This is a genomic window from Janthinobacterium sp. NFX145 (assembly GCF_049810325.1).
In the GTDB taxonomy this organism is placed as follows: domain Bacteria; phylum Pseudomonadota; class Gammaproteobacteria; order Burkholderiales; family Burkholderiaceae_D; genus Janthinobacterium; species Janthinobacterium rivuli.
This window is the reverse complement of sequence record NZ_CP187360.1, coordinates 1686155-1701677: the sequence shown is the minus strand read 5'-3', so window position 1 is coordinate 1701677 and position 15523 is coordinate 1686155. Positions and strand designations below refer to the sequence as shown.

At 63.9% G+C, this 15523-nt stretch carries 10 protein-coding genes; 7 read left to right on the top strand and 3 right to left on the bottom strand.

Going from position 1 to position 15523, the window contains the following annotated elements; genetic code table 11:
* The first annotated feature begins 63 nt into the window (after positions 1-63).
* The 4 genes from ACPJXG_RS07535 to ACPJXG_RS07520 all read left to right on the top strand — a co-directional run bounded on the left by ACPJXG_RS07535 (position 64) and on the right by ACPJXG_RS07520 (position 4780).
* The gene (locus ACPJXG_RS07535) at positions 64-858 is read left to right on the top strand and encodes a TorF family putative porin (protein ID WP_425253847.1); all 795 of its coding nucleotides are present in this window, start codon (positions 64-66) and stop codon (positions 856-858) included.
* Between the two features lie 57 nt (positions 859-915).
* The gene (locus ACPJXG_RS07530) at positions 916-2994 is read left to right on the top strand and encodes a methyl-accepting chemotaxis protein (RefSeq protein WP_425253846.1); all 2079 of its coding nucleotides are present in this window, start codon (positions 916-918) and stop codon (positions 2992-2994) included.
* A 273-nt stretch (positions 2995-3267) separates the two neighbouring features.
* Positions 3268-3942: a hypothetical protein gene (locus ACPJXG_RS07525; RefSeq protein ID WP_425253845.1), complete on the top strand. Its 675-nt coding sequence runs from the start codon at positions 3268-3270 to the stop codon at positions 3940-3942.
* 217 nt (positions 3943-4159) lie between these two features.
* A complete protein-coding gene (locus tag ACPJXG_RS07520) occupies positions 4160-4780 on the top strand; it encodes a hypothetical protein (protein ID WP_425253844.1) in 621 nt (206 codons plus the stop codon).
* A 276-nt stretch (positions 4781-5056) separates the two neighbouring features.
* Here the strand turns inward: ACPJXG_RS07520 and ACPJXG_RS07515 are convergent, their stop codons facing one another.
* Complete coding sequence (locus tag ACPJXG_RS07515; RefSeq protein WP_035823467.1) at positions 5057-6025, bottom strand: IS1595 family transposase; 969 nt, start codon at positions 6023-6025, stop codon at positions 5057-5059.
* 154 nt (positions 6026-6179) lie between these two features.
* On the bottom strand, positions 6180-12944 hold the full coding sequence (locus tag ACPJXG_RS07510; protein WP_425253843.1) for an IPT/TIG domain-containing protein: 6765 nt from the start codon (positions 12942-12944) through the stop codon (positions 6180-6182).
* 544 nt (positions 12945-13488) lie between these two features.
* On the opposite strand from ACPJXG_RS07510, the gene ACPJXG_RS07505 reads away from it, so the two are divergent.
* Genes ACPJXG_RS07505 through ACPJXG_RS07495 form a run of 3 tightly spaced genes read left to right on the top strand, consistent with a single transcriptional unit; the run spans position 13489 to position 15138 of the window.
* On the top strand, positions 13489-13992 hold the full coding sequence (locus ACPJXG_RS07505; protein ID WP_235211714.1) for a phage tail protein: 504 nt from the start codon (positions 13489-13491) through the stop codon (positions 13990-13992).
* 30 nt (positions 13993-14022) lie between these two features.
* Positions 14023-14556, top strand: coding sequence for a phage tail protein (locus ACPJXG_RS07500; RefSeq protein ID WP_035820813.1), 534 nt, complete (start codon positions 14023-14025; stop codon positions 14554-14556).
* 48 nt (positions 14557-14604) lie between these two features.
* Complete coding sequence (locus ACPJXG_RS07495) at positions 14605-15138, top strand: phage tail protein (RefSeq protein ID WP_425253842.1); 534 nt, start codon at positions 14605-14607, stop codon at positions 15136-15138.
* 70 nt (positions 15139-15208) lie between these two features.
* On the opposite strand, the gene ACPJXG_RS07490 is transcribed toward ACPJXG_RS07495, so the two are convergent.
* Positions 15209-15502 (bottom strand): DUF6916 family protein, encoded by a 294-nt coding sequence (locus ACPJXG_RS07490; protein WP_425253841.1) that lies wholly within the window; start codon positions 15500-15502, stop codon positions 15209-15211.
* Positions 15503-15523 lie beyond the last annotated feature (21 nt).

Genomic DNA, 15523 nt, shown 5'->3' with positions numbered 1-15523 from the left:
TATTGCAACCATCAGGGCAACGCGCCTGAACGGCCGCTGCCAGCAAATACGGAGCTGACTGCCATGCCATCGCACCACCATTTTCCCGCCTCATCGTTGCTGGGCTGCGCCTTCCTGCTGGCAGCCGCCCTGCCCGTGCAGGCCCAGACCACGGACAGCCCTGCCGCCACCTTCAGCGCCAATGCCAGCCTCACCACGCAATACATTTCGCGCGGCTTTCGCCAGACCTGGGGCAAGCCGGCCCTGCAGGCGGGTGCCGACTACGCGCACCCGAGCGGCTGGTCGCTGGGCACGTGGGCTTCCACCGTCAGCGACCGCTACATTCAGGATGCGACGATCGAATGGGACTTGTACGGCGGCTACGGCGGCACGCTGGGCGAACTCGGCTACAGCGTGCTGGCCTACTATTACAAATATCCGGGCGCCATCTACCGCGCCACGGGCGTGAAATACGACTATGGCGAACTGTCGCTGGGCCTGACCTACCGCATGCTGTACGCCAAGTACAACCATACCGTCACGCGCGACTTTTTCGGCATCACCAATGCGCGCGGCACGGGCTACCTGGACGTGGGCGCGAATGTCGACCTGGGAAATGCCTGGACCTTGAACCTGCACGCCGGCAACGGCCAGGTGGCGGGTACGGGCAATGCGATATGGAACTGGCGCGATGCCAAGGTGGGCGTCACCAAAACCTTCGACGGCGGCTGGAGCGCCAGCGCCGCCGTCACGCGCGCCTGGGGCGCCAGCGACGCCTACGACCATTACACCCTGGGCATCCCGAATGCGGCCGGCCAGTTCGACACCTCGAACCCGGCCGCGGCCAGCTTCGTGCTGGCCGTCAGCAAAACTTTCTAGGCGCGCTACCCGCGACGCCCGAGATACCGATATCTATCCCCATCAAGGAACAGCCTCATGCAACTATCACTGAACAGTAAAATCTGCGTCGCCGCCACCGCGCTCGCCATCCTCAGCCTCGGCGTCACGGCGGCCGTGATCGGCTACAAGAGCAGCGCCAGCGCCGAAGCGGCAGCACTGGAACTGGCGCGCACGTCGGCGCGCGAAGTGGCCGGCGCGCTGCAGGCGCGCATCGCCAGCAACCTGTCCAGCGTGTCCAGCCTGGCCGGCGCCATGCGCGGCACCAAAAGCGCCAGCCTGCCCCTGCAGCGCGAGCAGATCAATGAACTGACCAAGGCGACGTTGACCAGCTCGGAAGACTTGCTGGGTTCGGCCGTGACGTGGGAGCCGAACGCGCTCGACGGCAAGGATGCGGATTTCGCCAACCAGAAACCGAACTACGACGCCAGCGGCCGCTTCATGCCCTACTGGACACGCGGTGCCGGCGGCAAGCTGCAAGTCGAACCCATCGTCTTCGACCCGAAACCGGGCGCCAACGACTGGTACGACGTGCCCAAGCGCACGGGCAAGACTTACTTTACGGAACCGTACATCTACCCCGTCGATGGCAAGGATGTGCTGATGGCCTCGCTGGTGGCGCCCATCATGATCGACGGCAGCTTCAAGGGCACGGCCAGCGCCGACTTTATGCTCACGCGCCTGGCGAAAATCCTGGCCGACCTGAAAGTGATCGAAGGCGGCAAGCTGGCCCTGATCTCGAACGGCGGCCTGTACGCCAGCCATCCCGCGCCTGAACGGCTGGGCAAGAAGGCGGACGACGTGCCGGCCGCCGGCCTGGAAAAGGTGCGCCAGGGCCAGGCGTATGAATACGAGGACGACAAGGGCTACATCCACTTGCTGCAGCCGCTGCAGATCCACCCCGACATCACGCCGTGGAGCGTGGAACTGAATTTCCCGAAAAGCGTGGCCACCGCCTCGGCGCGCGACCTGATGATTTACACGCTGATCGTCGCCCTGCTGTGCGCGGCGGCCACGGCCGGTATTTTGATCCTCGTCGTCAACCAGCTGACGCGCCCCCTGCGCACCCTGGGCCGCACCATGACGGACCTGTCCAGCGGCGACGCCGACCTGCGCGTCAAGCTGGAAGTCAAGGGCACGGATGAACTGGCCGTCATCGGCAAGGGTTTCAACGCCTTCGTGGAAAAGATCCACGCCGTGCTGCTGCAAGTGCAGGCCAGTGCCGACAATGTGGCCCGTGCCAGCGCGGAAATTGCGCAAGGCAATAACGACCTGTCGGCCCGCACGGAACAGCAAGCCAGCTCGCTGGAAGAAACGGCCGCCTCGGTGGAAGAACTGACGGGCACGGTCAAGGAAAACGCCGACCATGCACGCCAGGCCAATCAACTGGCCGCTTCCGCCTCCAGCGTGGCGCAAAAGAGCGGCGAAGTGGTCGGCAAGGTGATAGCAACGATGACGTCGATTAACGACTCGTCCAACAAGATCGTCGACATCATCAGCGTCATCGACGGCATCGCCTTCCAGACGAATATCCTGGCGCTGAACGCGGCCGTGGAAGCGGCGCGCGCGGGCGAACAGGGCCGCGGTTTCGCTGTCGTCGCCACGGAAGTGCGCAACCTGGCACAACGCTCGGCCGCGGCGGCCAAGGAAATCAAGCTGCTGATCGACGATTCCGTCGGCAAGGTGGCCGCTGGCAGCAAGCTCGTCGATGAGGCGGGCGCCACCATGGAGCAAGTGGTCGACAGCGTGCGCAAGGTCACCGTCATCATGGCCGACATCAGCGTCGCCACCAGCGAGCAGAGCGACGGCATCGCTCAGGTCAACCAGGCGCTGGCGCAAATGGATGGCGTGACGCAGCAAAACGCGGCCCTCGTCGAGGAAGCGGCAGCGGCCGCCGAAAGCCTGCAAGACCAGGCCAGCCATCTGGCCGAGGTAGTCAGCGTCTTCAAGTTGGGCGAGCAGACGCGCCAGCCAGCGCTGGCAGCAGCAACGGCCGCGCCGCGCGCCGCGACGCCCAAAACACCGACGCCAGCCAAGCGCCTGAATGTTGCCAAGCCGCAAGCAACACAGCACGCGCCCGCCAAGGCGCCGGCAGGTGATGACTGGGAAGAGTTTTAAGCCGGACATTTCCGGCTTCGGCCGGCGCCATGCTCAGGCGCCGGCACGCGTTTCATAATCTGCCATCTCCATACCTGCCTCACGCATTACCATGCGCGGCACCCGCCTGTTTCTCCGCCCCGCCATTCAATGGCCGCACTTTCAATACAAGTATTGCGGCCCATTTATTGCGGCCCATTTCAGATTGCAGAAAAATAAGATGCGCATGTACTTTATAATATCGCCGCGCATACGGCACGCTTTCAGCCGGTTGAAGATTGATAGGAATAACGCATGAAAAAAGTACTGGCATTATTAATGGTATCGGGCACGGTGGTATTGACCGGCTGCGGTGGTGGCAGCGATGGCAATAGCGGTGCGAATAGCGGTGCGAATGGCGCCAGCGGTGATGTAGTCGTTCCCGTTCCGCCAGTGGTGGTCGCGCCCCCGCCTCCGCCGGCACTGGCCGCTTATGTTGGCACTTGGCAACCCGCTTGTGACGACCAATACCGCCAGCGCCTCGTCGTCGCCCTCAAAGGCGATGGCAGCGGCGCTTTGGAAATGTCGACCTACGGCGAAACCTTCGCCACTTCCGATTGCAGCGGCCCCGTGCAATTTACGGAAACCACGAGTGAAAAGATTACCGCGACGCCAGATGGCGCAGGCAATATTCAGCTCAAGCTGACGGCGGACAGCCCGGCTTCGGACATCCGCATCGACAAGGTCGTATCGTCGCTTCCAGCCCACACCGTCCAGATTACGGGTCCGGCCGTCACCACCGTGATGCTGAATGGCAAACCTCATTGGCACATCAATGATGGCAATGGCAACACCACGGACATTCCGGATACCGGCGTACAAACGGCAGTAAGTGGCAAGGGCGGCTTTTATCTGCGCGGTAACGAATTGTTTACCGTAATGGAAAAAGACGGTGCTTATGTGCTCGATATGCGCTATGTAAAACAATAAAATCAGCCAAGAATTAGCCATTGCGCCGCACGGTCGGCGCAATGCGTAGCAGCTACATCACATTTCCCCTTCAGTCCATCAAACCATTTCAGCGCATTGTCGCGACTTGATCAAAATCAATTCAGCGATAGATTTGGTGAGATTTTCCCCTTATTAATACTCCTATAATCAGGCCGCGTTGACGGCACGCACCGCTGCCGGATAAAAAGGACTTTGAATGAAAACATTATTGGCAGTATTGGCCGGCTCGGCCGCGGCACTCCTGACGGGCTGCGGCGGTGGCGGCGGCGGTTCCACGCAGCAGCTTGCCGGCGATTCCGGCACCACCTCGCCGCTGGCCGCGTATATCGGCACGTGGCAATCGGCTTGCGACGATCACGACCGTCAAATGCTCGTCATCGCGCTCAAGAACGACGGCAGCGGCTCGCTGGAACTGACGCCAACCGGCGAAACCTACTTCAAGGCCGATTGCTCCGGCCCCGTGATCGCGACGGACGGCATGAGCGCGAAGATCACCGGCAAGCCGGACGGTACAGCCGATATGCTGATCAAGCTGGCGGAAAATGCGGCGGCAACGAGCTTGCGCGTCGATAAGTTCACCTCGTCGGTTCCGGCCTATGCCTTCCAGCGCAGCGGCACCACCGTGAAATATGTGCTGCGAGCAAACCAGCAGCAATGGTGCGTCGATGTGGACAATGGCGAATCGTGCATGTGGGATGAAGGCATGCAACCGGCGCTAAGCGTCCCCGGCGGCCTGTCCTTGCGCGGCAACGACCTGTACTCGGTGGTGCTGGACAAGGGCGTGTATGTGCTGGACATGCACTACGTAAAAAAATAAGCGCATGAGCTGCTGCGGCCACGTCCTGGACTCGTGGCCGAGAGCAGCTGTCTGTGCAAAATCAAACAGACATTGCAAAAATACAAAGCTACCCTGTTAAAAAAAACAGGCGCTTGCCATCCCGCACCACACCCTTCCCCTGCCCTCCCACGCTGCACTGGACGCCCTGCTGCCCGGCTTGGAACGACGCTGGGCGCCGGCCCTGTGCCGCGATATCGTCGCCGGCGCGCAAGACCATCCCTCGACACTGTGACGGCGCGCCGGCAAAAAAAATGGCTATGTCACCGTCAAATGTGGGAATGCGCCCAGCGTTGCTTTCAATAACGTTTCCGGTGAGCGGATACGCCTGGCGTCGAGTATCCAGCGCCATCCCAGGTAGTTCGGCAGGTAGCGCGTCGCCACGCCATGAAACGGACCCAGCCATTGCCGCAAACGGCTGTGATAGGCATTGACGTTCTGCACATGGGCGGCGCCCTGCACGCGGATGCCGGCGCGCAAGTTGACGGCCTGATGACTGATGCCCGCTTCCCTGGAAAAAGCCCGATAGGCGGCATGGCCATCGGTGACCAACAAGACGTCCTTGTCGATAACGGGTAACAGGCAATGATGCAGCTGCGCTTTCGTCAATGCCCCTTTGCCTGTGACGAAGTCCAGGGTCTGGCCCGTGCGGTCGCGCGCTATCAGGATGCAGACCTGCTCACTCGATATGCCGCGTTTGTGGGCATGGCCGCCCCGGCGGCGGGCCGGACGCGTCAGATGCCGCGATCCCTTTTCCGACTCCAGTAGATATAACTCGTCGGCCTCGGCGATGCCATGCAGGCCATGCGGCCGGTCCGTCTTTGCCAGCGATAAAAACCTGTGGCGCCAGCGAAACGTGGTGTTGCGGTGCACGCCCAGTTGGCTAGCCGCCTTGCGTACGGAATCCGATGCCAGCAGACAATCGGCGTAATCGAGCCACAGCGATTTATGGCGCAAGCGGGCCAACGGCGTGCCGGTGAGCGCATTGAAGGTGCGTCCGCAAGGCACGCAGCGGTAGCGCTGCAAGCCGTGCGCATGACCGTGCCGATGCAGGTGCTCTGAATGGCAAGCGGGACAGGCCAATCGCGGCTGGACCACACTTTCCAGCAGCGCGATGGTCGCGTCGTGTGGCGCGCTGCCACACAGCAGGGCAATGCTTGCTTGCCGCTGACGCTGGCTCAACTGAGCAAACTGCGCAATCAAGGTGATCCATTCGGCTGGCCGCATGATCTGCTCCCTGCGTGATTGATATGCAGAGTCAGACAGCACAGTCCAGGGAAGATTCCAGAATTTCCCCTAGTTGCCGATGACAGAGCCAAAAAAATCGCCGGACCGGATTGACTCCGGGCCGGCGATCAGGTCTAGCCTGAGGGCTAGTTGACTACTTGAGCGGCATGGCAATGCCGAACATCACCGACTGGGTCCGTCCGCTATCGATGTTCAGATTGCTGTTGTAGTCCAGGGTGATCGTCATGCCATTCGACAGCAGCAGTTTCACGCCCAGCCCCGCCGTCCAGTTGCCCGTCTGCTGCGGCACCGTGCGGATCACGTACACGGGGCCATCGGCCGCCAGGTCGGCATACGCCAGGCGCGCATCGTCGGCGCCCTGGAACTGGTGCCGGTACTCGAGCCGCGCGCGCGGGAACCACGTGCCCAGACCGCCCACATAGATGCCCTCGGCCCGCACACCGAGCGCGCCGATGCGCGAACGCACGGTCTGCTTGAAGTAGCTCAGCGCGTTGATGCCCGCCGCCTTCTCCGTGTACGGATCGAGCTTGGCCGACATCAGTTCCACGCGGCCATACGGCGACCACATCCAGGTTTCCTGGCGCATCTCGATACCGCCGACAAGGGCGCCGAACACCTGCTTGCCGTCGCGTTCACCCGTGGCGAAACCGCTGCCGTCGCTCAGGTAACGCGAGGCGTCGTATTGCAGGGTGCCGTAGCCGAGCACGCCGTCGAGGAAGACGCCCTTGCTCGGACGCAGGCTGCCATACACGGCCGCCACGGCGCTGTCGGCCGTGCTGCGGCTGCCGTTCTGGCCCACGTCGCTGCGGTCATGGCTGAAACCGGCGCCCACGCCCAGGGTGGCCAGGTCGCTGAGGCGGTAATCGCCACCCACGCTGACACCATTCGTGCGGAAGCGGAAGCCCGTCTCGCGGCCATTCACATAGTGCTGGCCGAAGTCCACCGCACCACCGAGCCACAGCGACAACGCCTGCTTCTGCGTGTCCGGCTTTTGCGGCATGTCGGGCAAGCCGCTGGTGGCGCCACTGACGTCCACCTGCTGCCGCTCGCTGCTGAAACCCGTGTCGGACTGGCGCAAGGCCGCCTTGCGCATGAACGGTTTCACGGCCGTGCCGAACACGCGGTCCGCTTCGTCCGCCTGCCAGCGCGCCAGCGCCGCCGTCGGATTGCCGCTGTCGTTCGGCGGCGTCAGGCTCAGGCCAAAGTTCGAACGTCCCCAGCCATCGCCATGCAGGCTTTCCAGGCGCTGCGTGAAGTTCGACAGCTGCGCGCTGGCGAAGCGCCGCGCCGCATCGGCTTGCGCCGCCTGCAGGCCGATCACTTCCGGATCGACCGACGGGTCGCGCCGCGCCGTCACGGTCACGTTCACCACGCCCGGTTTCGAGGTCGCATACGCATTGCTCAGGGTGTAGCTGACCACGGCCGCGCCGGCGAACTTGCCCGAGGCCGCAAAGCTCAGCTGGTACGACGGCTTGCCGGCCGTGCCGACATCGCGCACCACCACCTTGCCGGCTTCCGCCGGCGCCACGCTCAGGACATTGGCCGCCGTGAACGGGCCACCCGTGGCACCCGCCGTCAGGTCGACAGTGACCGTCAGACCGGCCACCACCGTGGCGCTCTGGCTGAGTACCTGCGGCATCGGATTGACGGCTATCGTCGACGTCACCGGCGCCGAGGTGCCGAAGGCGTTCGACACGGTGTAACCGATGCGGATCTCGCCGCTGGTGTTGATGCCTGGCGTGTAGACGATGTCCAGGCCATTGACCACCGCCGTGCCGCTGGCCGGCTGCGTGGTGATGGCCACCGCCGTGAACGGCCCGCCCGTGGCGCCTTGCGTCACGTTCAAGGTCACCGGCGTGCCGGCCAATACCGTCGCCGTCTTGGCGACCGGCACCGGCACCGGCTGCGGTGCCACCGTCAGGCTGACCGTGGCGGGCGCGGACGTGCCGCCCGGACCCGTCGCCGTGTAGCTGAAGGCGTCCGGGCCGAAGTAGTTCGCATTCGGCACATACGTCACCTTGAAAGAGCGGCCGCTGCCGCCGCCCGCCGCGCCGCTCGACACCACCGTGACGGTGCCGTGCTGCGGCGGCGTGACGATGGTCACTGCCGTGATCGGGCTGCCATCCGTGGAAGCGATGGTCAGGCTCACTTCCTGGTTGGACGAGGTGGTCGCCGTTTCATTCGGCACCGGCGGCGGCGCCTGGTTCACCTGCAGTGTCAGCGCCTGCTGCACCGTGAACTGATGCGCATCCTTCGCTTGCAAGGTAAAGGCAAAGCTGCCCGCCACGGTCGGCGTGCCGCTGACGATACCCGTCGCCGCATTGAGCACCAGGCCGGTCGGCAAGGTGCCGCCGCTCACGGAGTAGACGTAGGGCGCAACGCCGCCGCCAGCCGTGAATTGCTGGCTATACGCGTCGCCGGCGCGGATCGCCGCCAGGCTGGCCGGCGTCAGTGTCAATACCGGCGCCGCCACGGCCAGGGTATAGCTGTTGGTCGCGCTGAATGGCGCGCCCAAGCCCGTGCTGCTGTCCGTGACCTTGATGCTGAACGGGAAGCTGCCCGCCACATTCGTCGTGCCGGACAGCACGCCGGTGGCCGTGTTCAGACTCAGGCCCACAGGCAAGGTGCCCACCACGGCATAGCTGTATGGCGCCGTGCCGCCCGTTGCCGCCAGGGTCGTGCTGTAGGCCGCTTCCGCCGTCGGGTTGGGCAGGCTGGCCGGGGTCAGGCTGACCGTGGCCGAGGCAACAACCAGGGTATAGCTTTGCGCACCGTTAAACAGGTGCGCATCGGCCGCCTGCACCGTCAAGGTAAAACTGCCGGCCGACGTTGGCGTGCCGCTGAGCAAACCGCTGGCGTTCAAGGTCAGGCCAGCCGGCAGGCTGCCGCTCGACAGCGTGTAGGCATACGGAGCAACGCCGCCGCTGGCCGTCAGTTGACGACTGTATGCCGTGGCCACGCTCGCCGCCGGCAAGGTGGCTGGCGTGATGGCAATAGTCGGTGCGGCAACGGCCACGGTATAGCTCTTGCTCGTGCTGAATGGCGCGCCCGTGCCCGTGCTGCTGTCCGTGACCTTGATGCTGAATGTAAAGCTGCCCGCCACATTCGTCGTGCCGGACAGCACGCCGGTGGCCGTGTTCAGGCTCAGGCCGGCCGGCAGGCTGCCGCTGGTCACGCTGAATGTATACGGCGCCGTGCCGCCCGTCGCCGCCAGGGTCGTGCTGTAAGCCGCTTCCGCCGTCGGGTTGGGCAAGCTGGCCGGGGCCAGGCTGACCGTCGGCGCGCCCACGGCGACCGTCACGGTGCCGGGAGCGGACGTGCCGCTGCCATTCGTGGCCGTGTAGCTAAAGCTGTCGCTACCGCTGTAGCCGGGCGTCGGCGTGTAGGTGATGCTGGTGCCGCTGGCCGTCGCCGTGCCGTGCGCGGGCGCCGCTGCCACGGCCACCGAGCTTGCCGCGCCGCCGCCCAGATTCAGGGTCACCGGATTGGCGCTGCTGCCGTAAGCCACCGTGGTGGTCACGGCGCCAGCGACGGGCACGGCGATCGCCACCGTGCCGGAATACGCGAGTGCGCCCGAGAACGGCGCGCCTGCGCCGGTGCTGCTGTCGGTGGCGCTGACGGTGAAGCTATAGGCGCCTGCCGTCGTCGGCGTGCCCGACAGGGTGCCGTTCGCCGCCAGGCTCAGGCCCGCAGGCAGGCTGCCAGCGGAAACGGCATAGTTATAGGCTGGCGTGCCGCCCGTGGCGGTGATGGCCTGGCTGAAGGCGACGCCGGCCGTCATGGTCGGCAGGGTCGACGGCGCAACGCTGATCGCTGGCGACGCCACCGTCAGCGCGTAGGCGCGCGAACCGGTGTACGGGCCGCTGCCCGTCGAACTGTCCGTGGCAAGCACGGTGAAGTTGAAGGTACCCACCGCCGTCGGCGTGCCCGACAGCAGGCCCGCGCCGGACAAGGTTATGCCGGCAGGCAAGGCACCCGCACTGATCGTGTAGGTATAGGGCGCGGCGCCGTTCGCGGCGCTCACGCTCAGGCTGTAGGCCACACCTGCGCCTGCCACGGGCACGGTGCCTGGCGCCAGCGTCAGGGTGGGCGCGCCGACCGTGATCGTCACGGTCGCCGGTGCCGAGGTGCCGACGATATTGGTGGCGGTGTAAGTGAAGCTGTCAGGCCCGCCATAACCTGGCGTCGGCGTGTAGGTGATGCTGGTGCCGCTGGCACTGGCCGTGCCGTGCGAGGCGCCAGTGGCGATGGCCACGGAAGTTGCCGCGCCGCCGCTCAGGCTCAAGGTGATCGGGTTGGCGCTGCTGCCATAGGCCACCGAGGCGCTGACGGCGCCCGCAACTGGCGCACCGAAATAAGTGAACTGATCGGCCGCGCCGGTGGCGCTGGTACCACCGACCGTGGTCACGCGCACATCCACCGTGCCCGTCCCGGCGGGCGCCGTCGCCGTGATCTGCGAGGCGCTGTTGACGGTGAAGCCGGCAGCCGACGTGGCGCCGAACGTCACGGCAGTCGCGCCGCTGAAATTCGCGCCGGTGATGATGACCGTGGTGCCGCCGGTAGCCGGCCCCGTGCCCGGCGAAATACCGCTCACGGCCGGTGCGGCCACATACGTGAACTGGTCGGCCGCACTGGTGGCGCTGGTGCCGCCAGTCGTGGTGATGCGCACATCCACGGTACCCGTGCCGGCTGGCGCCGTCGCCGTGATCTGCGAGGCGCTGTTGACGGTAAAGCCGGCGGCCGATGTGGCGCCAAACGTCACCGCCGTCGTGCCGCTGAAATTCGAACCACTGATGACGACCGTGGTGCCGCCCGTAGAAGGACCCGCCGTCGGTGAAATGCTCGTCACTGCCGGCGCCGCGACAAAGGTGTACTGGTCCGCCGCGCTGGTGGCGCTGGTGCCGCCCGTCGTGGTGACGCGCACGTCCACCGTGCCCGTGCCGCTTGGCGCCGTCGCCGTGATCTGCGTGGCGCTGTTGACGGTAAAGCCGGCCGCCGACGTGGCGCCGAAGGTCACCGCCGTCGTGCCGCTAAAATTCGAACCGGTGATAATGACCGTGGTGCCGCCGCTGGCGGGACCCGCCGTCGGAGAAATGCTGCTGACCGTCGGCACCGCCACGTAGGTAAATTGATCGTTGGCACTCGTGGCGCTGGTGCCGCCGGCCGAAGTGACGCGCACGTCGACCGTGCCTGCGCTGCCCACGGGCGCCGTCGCCGTGATCTGCGTGGCGCTATTGACCGTAAAGCCGCTGGCCAATGTGGCGCCAAACGTCACGGCTGTCGTGCCGCTGAAATTCGACCCCGTGATGATGACGGTGGTGCCGCCGGTCGTAGGGCCCGAAGTGGGCGAAATGCTGCTCACCACCGGCGCTGCCACAAAGGTAAATTGATCGGCGGCGCTGGTGGCGCTGGTGCCGCCGAGCGAAGTGACGCGCACGTCCACCGTACCCGTGCCGGCGGGTGCCGTCGCCGTGATCTGCGTGGCGCTGTTGACCGTAAAGCCGATGGCCGATGTGGCGCCGAAGGTCACCGCTGTCGTCGTGCTGAAACCCGTGCCGGTGATGATGACGGTGCTGCCGCCCGTAGCCGGGCCGGCCGTGGGCGAAATGCTCGTCACCGTCGGTGCGGCCACAAAAGTAAACTGGTCCGCCGCGCTGGTGGCGCTGGTGCCGCCCGTCGTCGTGACGCGCACGTCGACCGTGCCGCTGCTGCCAGCTGGCGCCGTGGCCGTGATCTGCGTGGCGCTGTTGACGGTGAAGCCGGTGGCGGGAGTCGCGCCAAAGGTCACCGCCGTGGCGCCGGTAAAGCCCGTGCCCGTGATGATGACGCTGCCGCCGCCAGCGGTAGGACCTGCCGTGGGCGAAATGCTGGTGACCGTTGGCGCAGGAATATACGTGAACTGGTTGGCGGCGCCGGTGGCGCTGGTACCGCCGCTGGCGGTGACGGTCACGTTCACGGTGCCGGCACTGCCCGCTGGTGAGGTGGCGGTCATGGTCGTGGCATTGACGACGGTGACGGCGACGCCATTGTTGGCGCCAAACTTCAGCGCCGTGACGCCCGTAAAGCCGGTACCGGTAATGGTGACGGCCGTGCCGCCAGAGGCTGGGCCGGACGCCGGCGTCACGCCAGTGATGGTCGGCGGCGGCTGGGCGTTGATCACCAGGGAATAGCTTCTGGACGTGTTGTACGGTCCGTTGCCGCCCGTGACATCGGTGGATTTGATCACAAAGTTATAGGTGCCCAGGGCGGTGGGCGTGCCCGAAATCAGGCCGCTACTCGACATGTTCAGGCCCGTGGGCAAGGCACCCGATTCCACCACATAGGTATAGGGCGCGGTGCCATTCGCGGTCGACATCTGCTGGCTGTAGGGCGTCGCCAGACCTCCCGCCGTCAGGGTGGTGGGCGTGATGGACAAGATCGGTATGGCGATCGACACGGAATAGTTCTTGATGACCACTTGCGGCGTGCCTGGGGTCGAATCGGTGACCTTGACGCTGAACACATAGGCGCCGGTCGCCGTCACGGTACCGGAAATCACGCCGCTCGACGATACGCTGATGCCAGGCGGCCAGGTTCCCGAGTCAGGCGCGTAAGTGTAGGGAGCCACGCCACCGCTCGCCGACATGGCCTGGCTGTACGGCACGCCGATCACGGGTGGCGTCAAACCGGCCGGCGAAACGGTAAAGGCTGCCGCGGGAGGCAAGACAGTCACCGTGAAAGTCACGGCCTTGCTGTCCTCGTCCCACAGAACAAAGCTGTCGGACAAGGCCCCGTCGCCATTATTGATATAGGTCGCAATGCCGGTACCGTTACCCACGAGCCCGGTAATCGTGCCGTGCAACGCCGTCGCGCCATTGTCCGTCAGGCCAAATTCGCTACAGTCAGACAAATCAATCACATAGGGGGCTCCTGATGCGACGGTAAAACTTCTCTGATTGGGAGTACATTTCGTGCTCGGATCACCCGGATCCGCCTGTGCAGGACCTGCGACAAGTCCCAGCATCACCAGGCACAGCGAAGCGAACCAGTGCACGAAAAGGCCCGAGACTGGCGGCCTGTCCGCGGCACGGTTTGGCATTCGTCCCTGGTTCCCCACAAAAAAAGAACGCAGGAAAAAATGTGCCGGGCGGCCAATAATATCGTTGCAAGTACGCAACATAGTTTCTCCAATACAGAGTTTTTCAGACGAAATTCAGACAAAAATGAGGGTGATTTCAGGCCGCCAGCGATGCTAATTACGAGCTCTTCCAGAGTGCCAACAGGTGTTGACGCTTGCCATATGACAACGTATGCTACTCCGAGATTTCAATAAAGTAACTATAACAAAAAGGGTTTTTCAAAACGCAAGATTGATTACAAATGGAAAATATTTCCCATTTGTAATTTAATGCTATTCCAACCGTGGGAGAACGATGATGGCTGATGTGTACCTAGGACAAATCATGATGGGCGGCTTCAATTTTGCGCCGCGTGGCTTTGCAGCATGTAACGGGCAAATGCTGCCTATTGCGCAGAATCAGGCGCTGTTTTCGCTGCTGGGCACCGCTTACGGGGGGAATGGCAGCACCACCTTTGCCTTGCCTAATTTGCAAGGCTGTACTCCTGTGGGAGCTGGCAGTTCGGTGGATGGTTCCTGGCAACCCGCGCCTTATCAGACCGGCACGCGGGCGGGGCAGGAGACTGTCACCTTGCTACCGACCCAAATTCCGCCGCACACGCATGCGGCCAATGCGGTGACGACGCCCGGCACCTCGAAAAATCCCACGAATACCGTGTTTGGCGGCAGTGGCGCGGAATCCATCTACGGTTCGGCCGGACCGCAAGTCACCCTGTCCGGCCAGACCCTGGCGTTGGCCGGTGGCAACCAGGCGCATCCCAATATGCAGCCGTTCTCGGTCATCAACTTCAATATCGCCTTGAACGGTATCTTCCCGTCGCGCAACTAACGAATCAGCCACTTCTTACGGAGCATAGTCATGACCACACCCTATGTCGGCGAAATTCGCCTGTTTTCCTTTCCGCGTATTCCCAGCGGCTGGTTCGCCTGCGACGGCAGCCTGAAACCGATCTCCGAATACGAAGTACTGTACGTTCTGCTGGGGACCACCTACGGCGGCGACGGCGTCACCACCTTTGCCGTGCCCGACCTGCGCGGCCAGGTTCCCGTGCACATGGGAACCGGCCCCGGCCTGAGCAACCGCGTGATCGGACAACGCAGCGGCAGCGAATCGGTGACCCTGCTGCCGACCCAGCTGCCTTTGCATACGCACCCGTTCAATGTGAACAGCACCCTGGCAACGGCGAACGTGCCGGCGACCAACTTGATGCTGACGGCCCCGTCGAACAACGACAAGATGTACACGAGCGACCTGACCGGCCTGACCGCCTATGCACTGGCACCGGCCGCCACGGGCGCGACAGGCGGCAACCTGCCGCACGAGAACACCATGCCAACCCTGACGGCCTCATTTTGCATCGCATGGGCAGGCATTTTCCCATCCCAGCAATAACAGCCGGCACGCAAGCGCAGCCCATAAAATCGATCAGGAGAACCTACCGTGACATCACCATACCTTGGCGAGATACAAGTCTTCGGCTTCAATTTCACACCCTACGGATGGGCCAGCTGCAATGGCGCCACCCTGCAAATCCAGCAATACAGCGCGCTGTTTTCCTTGATCGGCACGCAGTATGGCGGCAATGGCACCACCACCTTCCAGTTGCCCAACTTCACGGGACGCGCGCCCTGCAGCCAGGGACAAGGACCAGGCCTGACGCCGCGCGTGATGGGCGAAACCTTCGGCACCAACAGTGTCACGTTGAACGCCACGGAGATGCCGAACCACAGCCATCAACTCAATGTGTACCGCCAGCCCACCGCCGCCCTGCAGCACAACACCCCGCTTCCGGGCGATGGCTTGATTGCGCTTGGCGGCACGTCCGCGTTCGTGCCGGCAACGCCACCCAATGTATCGCTGTCCCCGGCCACGATCGGTAGTGCCGGTGGCGGACAGGCGCACGAAAACCGCCAGCCGATGCTGGCGTTGAATTTCTGCATCGCCCTGCAAGGCGAGTTTCCATCGTTTGACTAAGTTGGATTAATTCAGGCAGGCGGCGCCATCGCGGCGCCCGCCTTGCCCTTCCCTACTCCCCATACCGGCCTCAGTTGAATACGGCCTGGTACAGAAAACCGTGGCTGTCGCGCGCCACCGGCACCAGAAAGATCCCCACCTCGCCAAACGCCGCATGCTGCATCTGGAAGATTTTCTGATTGAACAGGATGGGCGAGCTATGATGAAACAACAGGCTGAACGGCTTGCGCATCAAGCCCTCCAAGGTCGCTGAGGGCAGCGGCTGCACTTCTTTCAGGACAAAGGCGGCATTGCCGTCACTGGCCGCAATAAACGTCTCATTGATGCGCGCGGCAAAATGTTCGAGGGTCAGGACATTCATCATTCCAGGCATTCCATTCCGTAA